Annotated in this window: 17 protein-coding genes and 1 pseudogene; 3 read left to right on the top strand and 15 right to left on the bottom strand. The window is 39.1% G+C overall.

Annotated elements, in window-relative coordinates:
* Nucleotides 1-14: 14 nt before the first annotated feature.
* The 13 genes and pseudogenes from HS1_RS04430 to HS1_RS04375 form a co-directional block, all read right to left on the bottom strand.
* Nucleotides 15-1,520: a leucine-rich repeat domain-containing protein gene (locus tag HS1_RS04430; RefSeq protein ID WP_066061485.1), complete on the bottom strand. Its 1,506-nt coding sequence runs from the start codon at nucleotides 1,518-1,520 to the stop codon at nucleotides 15-17.
* A gap of 104 nt (nucleotides 1,521-1,624) precedes the next feature.
* On the bottom strand, nucleotides 1,625-2,011 hold the full coding sequence (locus HS1_RS04425) for a hypothetical protein (protein WP_066061482.1): 387 nt from the start codon (nucleotides 2,009-2,011) through the stop codon (nucleotides 1,625-1,627).
* Between the two features lie 133 nt (nucleotides 2,012-2,144).
* Nucleotides 2,145-2,489 carry a M48 metallopeptidase family protein gene (locus tag HS1_RS04420; RefSeq protein WP_066061479.1) on the bottom strand — a complete coding sequence of 115 codons (345 nt, stop codon included), beginning with the start codon at nucleotides 2,487-2,489 and terminating at the stop codon, nucleotides 2,145-2,147.
* Nucleotides 2,486-5,365 (bottom strand): type I restriction endonuclease subunit R, encoded by a 2,880-nt coding sequence (locus HS1_RS04415; RefSeq protein WP_066061476.1) that lies wholly within the window; start codon nucleotides 5,363-5,365, stop codon nucleotides 2,486-2,488. The genes HS1_RS04420 and HS1_RS04415 overlap by 4 nt, the downstream gene beginning before the upstream one ends.
* The gene (locus HS1_RS04410) at nucleotides 5,362-5,715 is read right to left on the bottom strand and encodes a HepT-like ribonuclease domain-containing protein (RefSeq protein WP_066066447.1); all 354 of its coding nucleotides are present in this window, start codon (nucleotides 5,713-5,715) and stop codon (nucleotides 5,362-5,364) included. Before HS1_RS04410 ends, HS1_RS04415 begins: the two co-directional genes overlap by 4 nt.
* Nucleotides 5,708-6,010, bottom strand: a complete 303-nt coding sequence (locus HS1_RS04405) for a nucleotidyltransferase family protein (RefSeq protein ID WP_066061472.1) — start codon at nucleotides 6,008-6,010, stop codon at nucleotides 5,708-5,710. The genes HS1_RS04410 and HS1_RS04405 overlap by 8 nt, the downstream gene beginning before the upstream one ends.
* The gene (locus HS1_RS04400) at nucleotides 6,007-7,320 is read right to left on the bottom strand and encodes a restriction endonuclease subunit S (RefSeq protein WP_066061469.1); all 1,314 of its coding nucleotides are present in this window, start codon (nucleotides 7,318-7,320) and stop codon (nucleotides 6,007-6,009) included. The genes HS1_RS04405 and HS1_RS04400 overlap by 4 nt, the downstream gene beginning before the upstream one ends.
* Nucleotides 7,321-7,323: 3 nt before the next feature.
* Nucleotides 7,324-8,847: a type I restriction-modification system subunit M gene (locus tag HS1_RS04395; protein WP_066061466.1), complete on the bottom strand. Its 1,524-nt coding sequence runs from the start codon at nucleotides 8,845-8,847 to the stop codon at nucleotides 7,324-7,326.
* Nucleotides 8,848-8,992: 145 nt separating this feature from the next.
* The gene (locus HS1_RS04390) at nucleotides 8,993-9,472 is read right to left on the bottom strand and encodes a hypothetical protein (protein WP_066061464.1); all 480 of its coding nucleotides are present in this window, start codon (nucleotides 9,470-9,472) and stop codon (nucleotides 8,993-8,995) included.
* Nucleotides 9,473-9,758: 286 nt separating this feature from the next.
* On the bottom strand, nucleotides 9,759-10,205 hold the full coding sequence (locus tag HS1_RS04385) for a gamma-glutamylcyclotransferase family protein (RefSeq protein WP_082757606.1): 447 nt from the start codon (nucleotides 10,203-10,205) through the stop codon (nucleotides 9,759-9,761).
* 506 nt (nucleotides 10,206-10,711) lie between these two features.
* Nucleotides 10,712-10,825: pseudogene (locus HS1_RS13940) on the bottom strand (transposase); the annotation flags it as partial.
* Nucleotides 10,789-11,046: a hypothetical protein gene (locus tag HS1_RS13935; protein ID WP_420886051.1), complete on the bottom strand. Its 258-nt coding sequence runs from the start codon at nucleotides 11,044-11,046 to the stop codon at nucleotides 10,789-10,791. The gene HS1_RS13935 and the pseudogene HS1_RS13940, both read right to left, overlap by 37 nt.
* Nucleotides 11,047-11,299: 253 nt before the next feature.
* The gene (locus tag HS1_RS04375) at nucleotides 11,300-11,920 is read right to left on the bottom strand and encodes a CvpA family protein (protein WP_172793644.1); all 621 of its coding nucleotides are present in this window, start codon (nucleotides 11,918-11,920) and stop codon (nucleotides 11,300-11,302) included.
* 54 nt (nucleotides 11,921-11,974) lie between these two features.
* On the opposite strand from HS1_RS04375, the gene HS1_RS04370 reads away from it, so the two are divergent.
* Nucleotides 11,975-13,279, top strand: coding sequence for an HD domain-containing protein (locus tag HS1_RS04370; RefSeq protein ID WP_156469376.1), 1,305 nt, complete (start codon nucleotides 11,975-11,977; stop codon nucleotides 13,277-13,279).
* On the opposite strand, the gene HS1_RS04365 is transcribed toward HS1_RS04370, so the two are convergent.
* On the bottom strand, nucleotides 13,276-13,620 hold the full coding sequence (locus HS1_RS04365) for a YbjQ family protein (RefSeq protein ID WP_066061450.1): 345 nt from the start codon (nucleotides 13,618-13,620) through the stop codon (nucleotides 13,276-13,278). The two genes, HS1_RS04370 and HS1_RS04365, sit on opposite strands and share 4 nt — an antisense overlap.
* 154 nt (nucleotides 13,621-13,774) lie before the next feature.
* Between HS1_RS04365 and HS1_RS04360 the strand changes: the two genes are divergently transcribed.
* On the top strand, nucleotides 13,775-14,032 hold the full coding sequence (locus tag HS1_RS04360) for a hypothetical protein (protein WP_066061447.1): 258 nt from the start codon (nucleotides 13,775-13,777) through the stop codon (nucleotides 14,030-14,032).
* A gap of 13 nt (nucleotides 14,033-14,045) precedes the next feature.
* Here HS1_RS04360 and HS1_RS04355 read toward each other — a convergent pair whose 3' ends face one another.
* The gene (locus tag HS1_RS04355) at nucleotides 14,046-16,496 is read right to left on the bottom strand and encodes a type IV secretory system conjugative DNA transfer family protein (protein ID WP_066061444.1); all 2,451 of its coding nucleotides are present in this window, start codon (nucleotides 16,494-16,496) and stop codon (nucleotides 14,046-14,048) included.
* Nucleotides 16,497-16,624: 128 nt separating this feature from the next.
* Between HS1_RS04355 and HS1_RS04350 the strand changes: the two genes are divergently transcribed.
* On the top strand, nucleotides 16,625-16,897 hold the full coding sequence (locus HS1_RS04350; protein ID WP_066061439.1) for an HU family DNA-binding protein: 273 nt from the start codon (nucleotides 16,625-16,627) through the stop codon (nucleotides 16,895-16,897).
* Nucleotides 16,898-16,907 lie beyond the last annotated feature (10 nt).

Raw genomic sequence — 16,907 nt, 5'->3', positions numbered from 1 at the left:
ATAGGGCCCCCACCTTACCTACCAGACAAGTCGTCATCATCTACATCTATAAATACACCACCCATAAATACATCCCGATCTTTTTCTTTAAGGATTTCTAATTCTTTAAGGATTTCTATCCATTCCTTCTGCTCTGATGTTAGGATTAAATTTGGGTTATTTCTAAGACACAATTCAGTTAGATTTGTTAAATTACAGATTTCTTTAGGCAGCTTTGTAAGCTTATTATTATCAAGACAAAGTTCAGTTAAACTAGTTAAATTGCCTATTTCTGGAGGAATTTCTGTGAGTTGATTGTTGCTAAGACCAAAAGAAGTTAGATTAGTGAGAGCACAAATTTCCCTGGGCAGTTTTGTAAGCCGATTATTACTAAGGTCAAGTATAGTTAAACCTGTCAAGTTGCTTATTCCCTCAGGCAATTTCGTGAGTTTATTGTTACTAAGATCAAGTCTAATTAACTTAGTAAGATTATTTATCTCTCTTGGTAACTCTGTAAGTCGATTATTACTAAAGTCAAGTTTGGTTAAATTACCAAGATTATAGACCTCTTTTGGTATCTCTGTAAATTGATTATTACTAAGGTCAAGTATAGTTAAACCTGTCAAGTTACTTATTCCCTCAGGCAATTTCGTGAGCTTATTGTTACTAAGATAAAGCTTGGTTAGATTAGTAAGATTACTAATTTCTGGAGGCAGTTTCTTCAGTTTATTACCACTAATATTGAGGTAAGTTAAATTAGTAAGGTTACAGACTTCTTTTGGTAATTCTGTAAACTGATTATAACTAAGATCAATCGCAGTTAACTTCTTCAAGTTACTTATCTTATTTGGCAACTTTGTAAGGCGGTTATAACTGAGATAGAGTTCAGTTAAGTTTGTAAGATTATCTATCTCTTCTGGCAACTCTGTAAGCTGATTAGTTTCTTCACTCGCTGTGAAAGGAACAACTCCAACATCAAGATAAACTAAGTTTATAAGGTTACAGATTTCTTTAGGCAGTTTTGTAAGACCATTACTGCTAATATCAAGTTCAGTTAAGTTTTTAAGATTAGCAATTTCTTTCGGTAACTTTGTAAGGTGATTATAACTAAGATTAAGGTAAGTTAAATTTGGCAGATTACAAATCTCTTTTGGGAACTCTGTGAACTTATTAAAACTAAGCCAAAGTTTACTTAAGTTTGTGAGATTTCCTATCTCTTCAGGTACTTCTGTAAGTTTATTACCGTCAAGACGAAGTTCAGTCAAGTTAGCTAAATTACCGATTTCTTTTGGTAACTGTGTAAGCTGGTTACCAACAAGATCAAGTTTAGTTAAACTTAAAAGCTTCTCTTTATTTCTTGGCAAACCACGCCAACACTTAACTTTGTTAATAACTCCAGTCATTTCCATTTCATGATATTCAACTTCAAAAGCTTCAACCCACTTCAGATGCAGATCAGGCACATTATTTTCATCTGCCCACTTCCATAATTTATCTATCCAATCATTACCTTGTTCCTTAGATATTGTAACCTTTGTCATTTCTATTCCTCCTAGCAAGTTTTACCAAATTTAACTGGAATCTAAAACTTCCTGTTAATTCCCGTTGAAAATTGACCCCCTTTCCCACTTAATTTTGACCCCCCTTAGTTATTACTCTTAGCTCCCATTTTCTCCTTTATTCTATAGCTAGGGCCATTATCATCAAAAGAAACTTTCTTTCGCACTTTAGATGGCTTAATGATTTTCCCGTTGAGCCATTTTCTGAGATCTATTTCTGATTCATGCTCTGCCATATTGAAATACTCAAGGAGCCATTGAGTTTCATACATCGAGCGAATGATAATAGTGGCTTCAGTCCAAAATCCTTCTTGCATTAATTTCAGCAAGGCATGGCCTTGTGTAAGCAGTCTTCCTATTAAAAAATAGACCGCAGCCATTATGGGACTTAGCTCATTAGATGCTAAAATTGAGTCTCGCATGTCTGCATGAACTTTAATAAGGCTGTTAATAGCATTTTGTATCCTTATCAATTCGCTCTTTCAATTTTGGTGTGGATTTTGTCATTTTAAATGCCTCGATTTTGCAATGGTGCCTGATGCTTGGCGGGCATGCGAAGTGCCGATAGGTCAATTTGGGTGAGCGTAGCGAACCGCATACACGGTGTTAAGTGAGTGCCCGCCGTCGCCGTAAATTTTGCTCTTTTCCATTGTATTCCAAATATTCATGCAATTCCTCCCAATTTGGAAGGTAAACATAAAACAAGGTTTTAAATGTTCGCCCATGATTCGGAACAATCCTATGTAGAAGTTCATGAACTATAACATATTCAACATATTTGGACGGTAGGCTTAGTAATTCTTTGTTAAGTGTAAGCACACCTTTTGATGAACAAGAGCCCCACTTATTTTTCATTTCTCTTATTTGGATTTGTTTTATATCAACCCTTAATTCTTTCTGCCACTTTCCACAAAGTTCTAATATATCTTCCCGTGTAGTTTTACTCGTCATGTTTCCCCTCTTATAATTCTATCAATGCCAAGAAGTTCATTAACCAATTTCACAACATCACCACTATAATCGAGGAGCTTCTTGTAAAGCTCTTTTCGCAATTCTCGCTCAACATTTTCATTAAAAATCCAGTGTTCTTTCTTGGCGATTATATTGGAAATGTCCTTTGAAATTTTCTCAGGATTTTTCACACCATGTCTCCTTAATATCCAGAAGTAACTGAATTCCTCCTTGTTGAGTCCTGACTTCTTTTGCTCTTCTTCAGCCTTTGCTATATCTTCTGCTATTCTTGTAAGCTCTTCTAATGCAGACTCAACACTTCTCTGTCTTTCTCTAAGCTGTGAAATTATTTCCTCAACTTTTTTGGCAATTGAAACTAAATAAGGGCTCTCTTTTCTTTTGTTTTCAATGTGCACTTTTACACTCTTATAAAGGTTTGCAATCTTCACCCTTTGAGAAATTTTGTCTGCTTTAATTGTGCGCGCAATGTCCTCGTTTATCTCATAAAGAGGAAGATTATCTGCAATATGCAAAAGTTCAACATTTTCTTTTATCAAATTTTCTGTCTTTTTTAGAATATCTCTCCTTATCTTCGTTTTCTCAGCCTCAGGATTATAGGTTTGATAGATTAGCTCATAAATCTGCACCAGCAATTTGTATTTTTCAATGTAATCCCTTAAGAACTCATCAGGGGATAAAATTTCATATATCTCCTGAATCTGCTTAAAAGTCTTTATGAATTCTTTTCTTTTTTCTCCTTCAAAAAAGTAATCGATTATACTCTGAATCCTCTTTGATTCATCTTCTAAGTCCATTTCTTTCAAAATCTTATCAACACTTTCCATCAAATCTTTGAATCTCTCTTTCAATTTCTCAAAATCAATAAGACCCGCCTCTACATCTTTTGAGTAAAAAGCGAGGGCTCTCTGTAAATTATCAAATATCCCTATGTAATCCATCACCAATCCACAACTTTTTCCAACATAGGGTCTATTTATCCTTGCTATTGCTTGAAGTAAAGTATGATCTTTTAAGGGCTTATCAAGATACATGATATAAAGGACGGGGGCATCATATCCGGTAAGGAGCTTCTCTGTGACAATGAGGATTTTTGGCAATTTATCCGCAGATTTGAAATCCTTTCTTATTCTCTTCTCTTCCTCATCAGAAATGTGGTATTTTTTCAATAATTCGTTATCTTTGTAATCAGGTGTATATACAACCTTTGTGTATTCCTCTGGCAAATACTTATCAATGGCTTCCTTGTAAAGTGCGCATGCCTCCCTATCTACTGCAACTATGAAAGCCTTAAATCCAAGAGGTTCAACAAATTTTTTGTAATGCTCAGCTATATGCTTTGCTATCTTATCAATCCTATCTCTTGCTTTTAGCACTGCCTTTAGTTTCTCTGCTTTTTCTATGACCTTATTTATTCCTTCAATGCTTCCAATTCCTTCCTCTTCAACAACCCTGAAAAACTCCTCCTCAAGGGTTTCCTTATCCACATGAAGCTCTATTTTCGCAAGTGTGTAGTATAGGGGAACGGTAGTTCCTTCTTCTATTGATTCATCTATGGTGTATTTATCAAGGTAGGGCTCATCTGGTGGATAACCAAATGCTATAAATGTTCCTCTGCCAATCTTTGTTCTGTCTATCGGCGTGCCTGTGAATCCGAAGTAATAAGCATTTGGCAAAGCTCCACGCATGTAATTTCCTAAATCACCTTCCTGACTTCTGTGGGCTTCATCTACGAGAACAATAATGTTATCTCTTTCATTCACCTGTTTCGGCATCCTTTCAAATTTGTGTATTGTTGTAATAATTAGACCTTTGTAGTCGCTTTCAAGCAATTCTCTTAGGTGATTTTTGCTTTCAGCTTTAACAATGTTTGGGAAGCCATAAGCCTGAAAATTCTGGTAAATTTGATGCTCTAATTCAAGTCTGTCAAGGACAACAATTACGGTTGGATTCTCAAGTTCAGGTATTTTCTTCAGTTCATCAGCAGAAACAATCATTGTAAGGCTTTTGTAAGCTCCTTGAGTATGCCATATCAAACCTTTCTTTTTCTTTTCCTCCAAAACCCTCCTTATTATCTTTGCTATTGCCCTTCTCTGATGCTGTTTCAAAATATATTTCTGGAGCTCTTCATCAACTGTCATAAAAACTATATACGAGCGGAGAGTCTCAGTTACCTCCCTTCTATCAAAGAAAGTCTTTACAAGTTTTTCAAAATTAAATCCGTTTTCAATTTTCCACCTGTAGAAGGTCTTTGATTCATATTTCCATGTCGGGCCGTAAAAGAGCCTTAATCCTTCCGAGACTGCATAAAATTGAAGATATTTGAAAAGTTCTGGTAAGGCATTGCTGTAAATTCTTACCTGCTCAAAAGCCTCCTCTTCTGCCTCCCAGACAGTAGGACTTTTTAGTTGAAAATCGCAGATAGGTATGCCGTTTATAAAAAAAACAATATCCATTCTTCTTTTTTCTCTATCCTCAAACCAGTATTCTTTTGTAAAGGCAAAATGATTGTTTTCAGGATTTTCAAGATTTATCAGTTTAAAATTTCTTTCTCTCCTCTCTTTTTCAACATAAACCGTCTTTTTGCCCCTCAAATATTCCAGAAACTCTTGATTTCCTGTGAGTGTGGAAGGTATAAGCCTTAGCCTTCTTATAACATTTTGAGCGTTTTCATCGGTTATTATCCTTTTGTTAAGCTCTTTCAGTTTTTTCTCAAGAATTTCAAGAATGAAAGGCTCTTTAATATCATATTCTCTCTTCTCCTGAATATTAGCAGGTGGAATATACTCCCAGCCTATTGCCTGCAAATGATCTATTACCCTATTTTGGACATCCCTTTTCTCTGTTATTAGCTTCATTTTTCCCAACCCTCTTCTTTTGTTATCTTCTCAAGCTTTTTCCGTAGAGGGGGAATGTCCACCGTTATTATGTCCCAAACTATGCTTAAATCCACACCGAAGTAAAAGTGAATTATTTTGTCTCTTGTTCTTGAGATTTCTCGCCATTCAACTTCTGGATACCTTTTCTTTAGTCCTTCCGAGATGTTTTTGGATGCTTCTCCCAAGATTTCAATGTTCCTTACAACAGCATCAATAACCATATCATTCCTGCGGAAATCTTCATAAGATAAATCTCTCGTGTATTTCATTATTTTCTCGCAAGCAATGAGCATATCCATTAAAAACTCTCTGTCGCCTCGCTTAGACATATTCAACATTCCTCTTTATCTCCTCCCTAACATGCTTTATTCTTATGGAATCAATTCCATCAGGAGTTAAAATATCAACTTCTCTGCCAAAAAGTTCCTCAAGGAAATCAACAAGACCACAGACATTCTTAAATGTCGCTTTACCCCTCTCAAATTCCACAACAACATCAATATCGCTCCCACCACTCATTTCATCCCTTACTGCAGAGCCAAAAATCCCTATTCTTTTGACTCCAAAACTTTTTGTTTTATCTTTATTTTCCCTTATCCTCTTTAAAATTTCTTCTTTATTCATATTTCTACCTCTTTAAGTCTTATTTTCCCGCTCATTAATTTATGAAGCATGGTTTTAAAGAGTTCTTTTAAAACTTGCTTTCTCTTCTGCTCAACCTCTATTTTTTTATCAAGAACGCTTAATATGTGGGCGATTTGCTTTTGTTCTTCGAGAGGGGGAAGGGGGATTTTGAAGGTTCTTAAAAGTGTTGCACTTATTCCTTTCTTTAATTTTCCTTCCTTATTAGCTTCTACCTGACTCCAATATATCGGTGTTTGAGTGTAGTAATAAACAAACTTTTTATAAACATCTGTTTTTATCTTAAGTGTTATCAAATAAGAAGCAAAAACACTTTTAGGAGGCGATTCTATGAAACATGTCTTTCCTGTTGTTGCTCCAATTCGAGCAAATAGTATGTCTCCATTTTTCAATTGGTACTTTTTGAATTTTGTCTCGCTAATTTTACAGTAAGGAACTTCATTCCAGAGAATCAAACCATTATCTTTTATATCAGTTATTCGCAGAAACTTGATACCCGTGTCTTCTTCTAATGCTGTTTCAGTATATCCATACTCAAATATACCTATCTCCCCCAACCTCACCACTTCCCAGCTTTTCGGAATTAACCCTATTTCCGTCTCCTTTTGCTCCTCGCCGTAAAACCCTTCTGTAAATAGCTTTTGCATGAGCGATTTTTTGAGGTTTTTAGCCTGCTCAATTATCCTGTCCTGAAGCTCAATAGCCTGCTGGATTTTGTCAAGAACTCTGGCGATTTTGCGTTGTTCGGGAAGAGGGGGGAGAGGAATTTTGATATTCAAAAAATCATCTTTGCTCACAGACCTGCGTCTATTTACAACCCCAGACGCTCTTGCTAAATATTCGTTAAGTAGCTTTGGAGTTCTTAATAATCTGTCTATAAAACTAGGATCTGAGTTATTTTTACATTCCCAAACACAGTAAACAGGGCTTACAATTCCAATTTCCATAGTTCTTAAGGCATGAATCGCTCCTTCCCAAATAACATAGGGGTTGTGAACAATCTGTAATTTTCTAACAATCTTGTAATTTGCTACATCTTTTACGGCTATGCGTTTCTTGAAACGCTTAGTTTGTGGTATAAGACCGTAGTTTTTAGTGAGAGATAAAACAGTCAAATTTTCCGGATTTACATTTTTTAAATTCTTCACCCGTATATCAACTTCCTTCAACACCTCCCCCAGCCTTACCACTTCCCAATCCTCTGGAATCGAGCCGATTTCGGTTTGTTTGAGGTTGTTTTCTTTGTTTTCTCTTTTGAATATCTCTATGTTTTTTTGACTTTGCTCTGCCATATTTTACCACCTAAATCCTATCTTTTGCATGATTTCCCTTAATTCCCTATCGATGCTCTCCCTCTCCTCCTCAACCTTTGAAAGCTCCACCAAAATATCTTCAACTGGCTGAATTTCCTCCTTTTCATCCGAAGAGATATAACGAGATGGGCTTAGGTTGTAATCGTTCTTTCTCGCCTCCTCTATCGTTATTATCTTTGAAAAACCTTCTATTTCTTTCCAGCCAAAGTAAGCGTCAAAAATCTTCTTTATGTTCTCATTTGTAAGATAATTTTTAGGTCTTCCCTTTGCGAATTCTTTTGAGGCGTTTATAAGCAATATTTCACCTTTGTGCTTCTTTGCTTTGTTTATCACGATAATGTTGCCCGGTGCGGTTGTATTGTAGAATAAATTATCAGTAAGCAAGATAACTGTTTCAATCAAATTATTTTCAACAAATTTTTTTCTTATCTCCTTTTCCCTATCAGTTCCCTGACTTCCTGAGCCTCTTGTTACAACTCCAGTATCAATAACTACGACCAACTTCCCGTTTTCTTTCAGAGATGCGAACATGTGCTGAATCCATCCCCAGTCAGAGCTTTGATTTGAAGGTGGAATTCCAAAGCTGAATCTGTTGTAAGGGTCGTTTTCAAAAATAGATTGAGGAAATTTCTGATTCCACATAGGATTTGCAGTTACTTTATCAAACTCCCTTATTTTGCTTCCATCTACAAACTTTGGATTTCTTATCGTATCCCCAACCCTTATATCAGCATCCATGTCATGAATAAAAGCGTTCATCTTTGCCATGGCATAGGTAAAAGGGATTATCTCCTGTCCATACAGTTTAAGCGGTCTCTTTATCTCTTTTTTCCTCTCTTTCAAAACAAGCTGAGATTTAATAAGCAAACCTCCAGAACCACAGGCAGGGTCATAAATCTCTTCTCCTTCCTCGGGGTCGAGCAGATAAGCCATGAGCAAGCCGACTTCTCTTGGTGTGTAAAATTCCCCAGCAGATTGTCCAGAACCTTCAGCAAATTTTCTCAAAAGATATTCATATGCTCTTCCCAGAATATCTGGCTCAACATCTTTTAAGCCAAGCTTATATTTGCTCAAGATTTGCATTAGTCTATGGATGTGCTCATCGCTTATTATCCTCTGCCCAGCCTGAGTTGCGTTAAAATCAACAATGTCTATGACTCCCTGCAACTTTGGATTTTCCTTTGCTATTTTTCTTAAAGCTTCTGTTAATTTCTCTCCTATTCCTGTGGTAATTTTCCTCATATTTCTCCAAAGACAATCTTCTGGAATGTAAAACCTTATGAGCTTTCTATCCTCCGATACGAGCTTTTTTGCAATTTCTTCGTTTCCGAACTCTTCAGCAAGTCTCTTAATTTCATCCTCATACACATCGCAAAGTCTTTTGTAGAAAATGAGGGGAATTATATAGTCTTTATATTTCGGAGCATCAATTGGTCCTCTAATACTACAAGCAGCCTCCCATAACCAGTTTTCTAAAGTTGATATATCAAGTTTTCCGAACCACATAATTAATACCTCCTGTTATTTTTAAAGGCGACGGCGGACATTTTACTTGACGGTTGGCGGGTATCTGAAGTCCAGCTTTGCTGGATTTGGGCGAAGTGCCGAAGGCACGAAACCAGATACGCTCTGTTAGGCGAAGGTGCCATGGTTATTGATAATTGAAATAACATCTGAAGATGTTGATTAGTTTTTCTATGTTTCCTCTGTCAAGGTCGTTTAGATCATTAGGGTTAATGTTCAATTCTGAACAGACATCTTTTTCTTTGATGACACATACCCTTAAATTGGAGAGGATATTCAATTCTGCAAACTTTTTTATGAAATTTCTTTCTGGGTCGAAAGCCCTTTTCGTGTTGGCAAAATTATCCCTGCTTCCATTGTCTATATTAAGACGTTTGTTCAAATCGTCCGCTTTACCTGCGTAGAGGGGTTTCTTACCTTCCAAAATTATATACCACCCACTTTCCGATGGTACCTGTTCAGTAGAGACCTCGAAATAGTATGGGGGTTTGAATTTCAGTGGATAGTAACAAGAAGAATTTTGTACCAATTTGTCAATAACTTTTCTAAGCTTATCTACGACTCTACGATTATTAAGGTCAATTCTATTTACAATCAGGTTTCCCATACAATCACCTCATAAAGGCACTTTCGCTTAACGGCAGATTGTGTGATAAGTATTTTTAAAATTTCACTTTCCCACTATTCCACATTATTTGATTACAAATTGGGTTTACTAAACCATTTTTTATCAGTATTTTACCTCTTTCTCCCACTCTTTGCGATCCTTAATTAAACTTTTTGACTTTTCACACAGCCTGGCGGTTTGCGGACATACGAAGTTTGGCTTTGTCGAATTTGGGCGGAGCGAAGCATAGCCGTATGTCCGCTGTTAGGCGACGTACCACAAATGATTAATCCAGAGTTTCCCATTGTCTTAACCTCTCCCAATATTCTATTGACAATAGATCGCATCCTCTCAAAAGATGCATAAGATATTCTCTACTTGGTCTTAGTCCTTCTCTCACTTTATTAGAATTGGCGACATAAGTTACGGCTTCCACTTCTTTTCCATTATCTAATCTAACTCTAACGTTTAACCTTTCATAATGATTGGGATAACCTTCATATTTATCAAGTTTCTCTACATCTGATCCTTGAATTTCATAAAGGATCCCCTCAACTATGCTTCCTTCTTCCCTTTCTATATTTGCATAGCCTTCATTAGGATTTCGAGAAGCAATTTTATTAAAAAGTAATTTCCATCCTTCTAAAATTGCGTGTTCTCGCTTTGAGAAATTAATCCCTCTTTGTTTCATCCTGTCAGGATTCATGTTTGAACCATATGCGAAATATTCCATCTTTCGTTACTCACGATATAAGCATGTCGCCTAACGGTTAAGCTTCTTTCTGATGTGATAATTTCAGAAAGAAGCTGTTGAACGAAACCGCTACGCATCTCCTATGGAGTTTCAATAAAGCAAATTTTCTATCTTTTTACGATTATATAGGGTATAGATTTGGTTGTCCAGTACAAATAATTAACTGACCATGATGAAATAGAATCAATTTCTGTAGGTGGGAGTGCCGGCTTTTAAATAAAATTGCACACGAAAAGTGGCATTTGGACGAACCAGTAGGGGTGGCTATTTGGTATAACCTTTCTGAAGGGACAGGTAAGTTCTAAGTGTATCATAATTACCTTAATCTATGGAGGCTCTTTGTACCTTTCTGGCAGAAGGACTGCTTTTCTGACCATTTTGCCCTTACCATAGAAAAGGCATCTCATAAGGTTTATCCCACAGACCCTGAGTAAGAATTCCTGCCATGTTTCAGATACATCTCTATTAGTTACCTTAACAGTAATAACTCCTAGAAATTTGCGACATTTACTCAGCATGGCTTTGCGATTTCTATTACCCAAAAGACCATAATATCTGATTTTTACAAACCTATCAGGCAATACATGAAGCAAAAATCTGCCCATTCCTGGCTGTAAAATCCTTTCAAGAACTCTCTGAATGCTTCTGACTCTTGCAAATGACTGATATTACCTAGGAATATGAGTTCTTGGGAGTCATAGCTTTTTCTAGGATAATCCAGGAACTTACCCCTGAACAATCGGGACATGACCCTTACAGAAAGAAAAAAACCCCTTTCTGCAAGAAACCCATTTATCTCCATCAGGTGATAATCCCCCACCGGTAACAATGCAGTGAATATGTGGATGATCCATGAGATTCTGTCCCCATGTGTGCAAGATACCTATAAAACCAATTTGTGCACCCAGGTACTTTTGATCCCTGCTGAGCTCGGTAAGGGTTTCAGCAACTGAACGAAAAAGGATATTGTAAATGACCCTTTGATTCCTTCTGATATCAACATCCGTCTTTCATCCCCTTCCTTATGAAAGGGGCCTTCCCGGCGGGAAAGTTAATGACAGGATGAAAAACTGTTACTTTCGTGCTGATTGAGGTTTCTGCTCAATAACATCTCTTGTTTTTTCCACTTCTCCCCTTACTATACGTGCTATTCTTTCGCCGAAGTTAAATCTTTCTTCCTGTTCAACACACCATCTACATACAGATGAACCTTCACAATATACTGCCAGATCAGGAGAATGAGAGCTTACAAAGTGATACCCCCATGCCACAATGGTCAGAGCAAGGATAACTCCCAGAATTCCTCCCAGGAGTCTGTTTAAAGTTCCCAGCACTCTTATCGCAGAATGGTCTATCTTTATCCCGATGTAGCGGGCAAGGTAGTGAGATGTAAACAGAGTTATGACAAAGATGGCAACCGGGATGGTGTAATGTGAGGGTACTGCCTCTTCAAGTGAGGGGAAGGCGGTTCTGATCCTTTGTTGAAATTCCGGGCTGGTGGCCAGAAGGTGGGCCAGGGTGGAACCACAAAGAAAGAGTATCGGCCACAGTGCCCCTTCTCTGTAACAGATAAAACAGATGCTCAGTATGAATATTAACCCGATAATATCCAGCCATGCAGAGAGCTGCATGTGTTCTTTTTGTGAAAAATCATAAATGCTTAAAAGGTCAAACCAGTGCCTCTGGCATGTCAAATGTGCACCATTGTGGAGATGTTTACAAAAAATCAAAGGGTTAAACTCTGAACTATGCCAAGCAGGGGTATTGAGGCATTTTTCTTTCTGATCATCATTGCAGCGGGTCTTGGATATGTTCTTCTTACCACAAGGCCTGCGGCACCTCCGAGAATGAGACAGTCTGGTATATACAGGGAAAGTCATCGTCTCTCTATTGAGGTAGAAAAGACCATAAAGTTTCTTTATAAATCTCCTATTTCCATATTTAGCAAAGTAAGTGATGTGTTTATCAAGAAACCAAGGTATTTTCTGGACGAAGCCATGAGTTTAATTGAAACAGTCATAAAGATGGAGCAAAGGAAGGCAGAACTTGATTACAGAAAACAGATGCTTACTTATTATCTCAGCCAGATGCGAAGGAATTCCAGGAGAGTTCCTGATTCAGAAACCATCGACAGGTGGTTTTTGAAGTTTTCCAGCTGGATGGGAAAGACGGTTGTCCCTGATAGCAGTGGTGGAAAGAAAAAACAGAAGGATTTATTTCAGGAGCTATTCAGAACGTCCAGGCCAGCGTACTTAAAAAACAAACCCGATGAGGCAATAAAGAAACTCCTGTCAGAAAACCGCAGGGAAACAGCCAGGGTTGAAAGAACACTGATCAGGACTGCCTCCAGGGTGCGGCAGGACCTCAGATGGGCGGTGTTGTGCAGTTTTTGCTGCATGTTTTTGACTATTGGCACCTGTGGCTGTTTGGTGGCAGGAATGTGTTTATGCCGGAGGTATTTTATTCGAGATAAGAGTCATCTTACGGCTGTTCAGGTACAGGCTAATGTTTCAGAAGCCTTTTTTCATCTCAAAAAGGCCTCTCCCGATGCTGCAATTCTTGATAGAGCAAAGAAGGAAGGCTGGTTTTCACCGGCACTTGCTGAGGTTCTTGGTGTGCTTCAGGCCTATCGGCAATGGCCTGCGAGTGTTGATTCCGGAGGACATGGCGGAGCAGAAGGAGGACTGTACCGGCATTCGGTTGAGGTAATGGAGAAGATGCTTGATAATGCTTCACCTGAAATGGATAAAAAAGAAGTCGCCATGTGTGGGCTTTCACATGACCTTGGTAAAATCCTTACCTATGGAAAAATAGATGGAAAATGGATGAAAACAGGCATGTATCACGATGTACTTTCCGGTGCCATACTCAGGGGAATTCCCATGGAGGGATTTTCTCAGGAGGGCATAACCCGGATGTTACTTGTGGTTTCCCACCACCACAGACCTGTCGAACTTCCTGTAAACGTTCCTCCAGGCACAAAGGAGATGCTTGAGCTGCTGACTAATTCTGACGCCCAGGTAGCCAGGCAGGAAAAACAAACTCAAACTTAGAGTAGCCCGGGTTTGAGCCGAACTGCTGTGCCGTAAGCCAGAGCACATATCTGAGTGCCTTCGCCAAGGAGTGCCGTGGGAACAAGCTCAATGGTTACATTTACTACCGCATTGGCCTTTCGACGGGCAGCCTGCTCTGCAAGGTCATTCTGAGCATGCTCCACGGCTTTCCTGACCAGCTTCTCGTATGTTCCTATCTTGCCTCCTATGAAATCCTTGAACCTTGCAAACTTATCCATTATGACATTGCGGGAATAAACGCAAAGACCACAGACAATACCAAGTGATTCCTGAATGTCCTGAGGGTCAATGCTGTGATTAAACAGGTAAACATCTCCCATTTTTATCCTCCTCTCTTTTTATGTTTCTCTTAGTCTTAACCTTTTTTACTCTCCTGTCTGGTATTGATAGATGTCTTAATACTTAAAAAAAGGCACTTTTTCCTTCTATTGCTAACTTTGAGATTGGAGTAAAAGTGATGTGGGAGGATGGCAGATGGCAAGACCAAATACAAATAATGAGCGGATGTTCACCCAGCGCCATGTTATCCCCATCAGGAATGGGGAGCTCTTGATTCTTGTTTATGAGGACAGACGTGGAGATCCTTATCTGGTTATAAAGAGAATAAAGAAAACTAAATCAGGAAGGGTTAAGGAAGAAGAAGGTGTGGCTGTGTTTCGTTCCGAGCTGCCTGCTTTTTATGATAGACTTTTTGAGATTCTTCCCCAAATGGGACTCAAACTGGCACCGTAAAGGAACTACTACTCTACTCTTCAAGTAGAGAGCTATACCAGGGTTCAGTCTGTTCTGACGTGGATTCTTGATTATCTGGATGCATTTCTTTTTGTTGCTCAGCAGGAGGTTTCTGTCCTGCTTTGGCCTGCCTGTTTCCTGCTTCCTGGGTTTGACTCTGTGGAAAATATTCATCCAGCAGACCTGTCTCCTCAGGACCTGGCTGGTGGTAGGTGACCGTGAGTTCTTTTTCAAGCTGTTTTACTCTATCAAACAGGGGTTTTTCAGCAGACTGTTCAGCTACATTTCCTGTTCCCAACTGACCGATAACGGTTTTTATGGGGGAATAAACATTGATTACCTTGTAGCCCTTATCCTGTGCAGCGTGTAGTCCGTATTCTATACCCCTATAGGCAGCAATTACTTCATCTCTTTTGTGAATCTTTCCGCTGTAGTTAACTACTATCTCTTTCCCATCAACAATCAGAGATATATACTGTGTGCTTCCTTTTATTTTTCTGGCACTTACCAGGAGTTTGCAGGAAGGTTGTTTTTCTTTCTTTTCTTCTTCAAAAGATACATTCATGTATTTGAGTTTTACCTGCACCCTTTCCCAGAGTGAGAGAGGTTCTGCCTCTCCTGGAGCAAAGTGAGGAATTTTCTCCTCATAAGTGTAGTCTGGAGGCACACCCGGCTTCAGCCAGCATACCCTGGCAAAGATGGGGTTTCCGTCCTTGAAGTCCACTATTGCTCTTCCCTTTATTTTTCCAAGTTCATGCATGAATACTTCCGGTCTGAGCCTGTAATCATACCTTTCACTGTAACCTTCTGAAACTGTCTCCCTGTCTGTCCTGACAGGGTTGAGAAATCTCTTGGCCGAGATTGTGTCAGCACCTTCTGATTCCTGGGTTGAACTGGAAAAACTCCTGAAATAGGTTATGTCTCTACCTACAAGCCTTGCGGCCAGTTCCGCTGTTTCTGTGTCGCTTACAGTGAGAAACATTCTTGTATTTGAATTTCCAAGTACCTGCTGCATAAACTCTCTTGAGAGACCGGTATAGGGATTGCAGAGATTTCCAAAGGATTGAATGGCAGCTATAACGGAAAAGTTGGCCTTTCTTGCCTGCTCAAATACCACAGCGAATTCAGGGTTGGCATAGCTTCCAAACTCATCAAGTATTATCAAGAAAGGAACGATGGGTTTGAATTCTTTTTCTTCGTAAAAGAGGCCTATGGTGGTCTGGATATCTCCAAGCAGCAGTCGTCCCAGGCGTGTGGCCTTTTCTGCATCACTCATCCTTGGAAGCATAAAATAGAGAATCTGACTCTTCTTGACGGCATCATAGAGGTTTACCTGAGTTACCGGGGAGCAGAGTGATTTCCCCACTTCACCAGTGGTTATACTGCCCAGATTGGCAATTATATTTGAAAGATCATCCCGGAAAGACCTGATGGTCTTGGTCTCCATGATCAGGGTACGCAGGGAAATCAGGGCATCTGATAGTTCGTAGCGGGCGAGTTGTTCCTCAAGGATTTTAAAGGAGATTTCAGGGAGGCAATAGAGACACAGGATATCCCTTATGTTAAAGGGTTTTCCAATGGAAGTCAGGGCTCTTATCAGTGTTGCGGTAGCGTGATAAATCTTGCTCTTGTAGTATTCTGCGTCAGAACCGGCGGGGATGGGATTTAGCACTTTCATGATTTTGTTCGTGATGGCATCCGCATCGCCTGAACTGAGTGGGTTATAGGCATGACCGGTTTTTGGCTCACGCGGGTCAACTATCCTTAATCTGGAAAGAGTCCGTGCCTGCTCACACATGAAAACCAGGTTTTTCAGGGTCTGGGGATTTCTTCCACCATCAACAAATATTGCTCCTCCACCTCTTAACATCTGCTGCCACAGAAGGTTAAACAAGAAGCTGCTCTTTCCACTGCCTGTTGTGCCAACCATTACCATATGGGCAACTTCCTTTTCATTGGGCCAGATAATTTCCTTCCCGGTTTCTTCCTCAAAACCCAGTGTTAAATAGGGACGTGGGCCTTCGTAAGAAATTGTGGCTCGTTTTATATGAAGCAGTTTGTTCTGTGTTTTTACTGTGGAGTCTGGCTCCTGGCTTTGATTTTTATTTAGAACCTTGAGTATCAGTCTGAATAATTCACTGCGGTAGTTCCATAGAAGTATTAAAAAAGAAAGACTATATCCTGTAAACTGCCTCTGAGGAGTAGAAAACACTGGCGGGAAAAAGGAAGTAAATAGAGTAAGCAGAAAAATGAATACAACCGTAATATTGAGATAACGACGTCTTACCTTACGACTGGTTTTGATTTGTGGCAGTTTGAATTTTGCCATAAAAAGCAGTTTAGCTGGATGGGAAGGTGTGTAAATGTCTGAAAAGTGCCTTAAAAGAGTGATTGTGGTGCGTTTGGGCTCTTCATTTAACTTTTCCGCCGGGAAGTCCCCTTCCGTAAGGGAGGGGTAGTTCACAACTCCAAAAATGCCATAGTCTTATGGAACAATTACTACGAGAATAACAGCAGAAAAATGTTGACATTCAAAATACTTTGTGTATAACCGATTGTTGATAATATTTTTTACCATAAGGGGGGAATGCTATGAACAAAGCAGAATTGATCAGTGCCATTGCTACAGATGCTGGTGTATCAAAGTCCGTGGCAAGTAAAGTTCTGGACAGTATGATTAACAACGTGACAGAGAGCCTGAAAAAAGGGAAGAAGGTTACCCTTGTAGGATTTGGGACGTTTTCCGTAACAAAAAGGAAGGCCAGGACAGGTAGAAATCCACAAACAGGTAAGAAGATTAAAATCCCCGCCAAGAAAGTGGCAAAGTTCAGAGCTGGTGCAAAACTGGCTAAAGCAGTTAAGTAATTCTGCGTAA

It is taken from the genome of Candidatus Desulfofervidus auxilii (assembly GCF_001577525.1).
GTDB lineage: Bacteria > Desulfobacterota > Desulfofervidia > Desulfofervidales > Desulfofervidaceae > Desulfofervidus > Desulfofervidus auxilii.
Note: the sequence above shows the minus strand (reverse complement) of the source record. Positions and strands in the feature narration are given on the sequence as shown.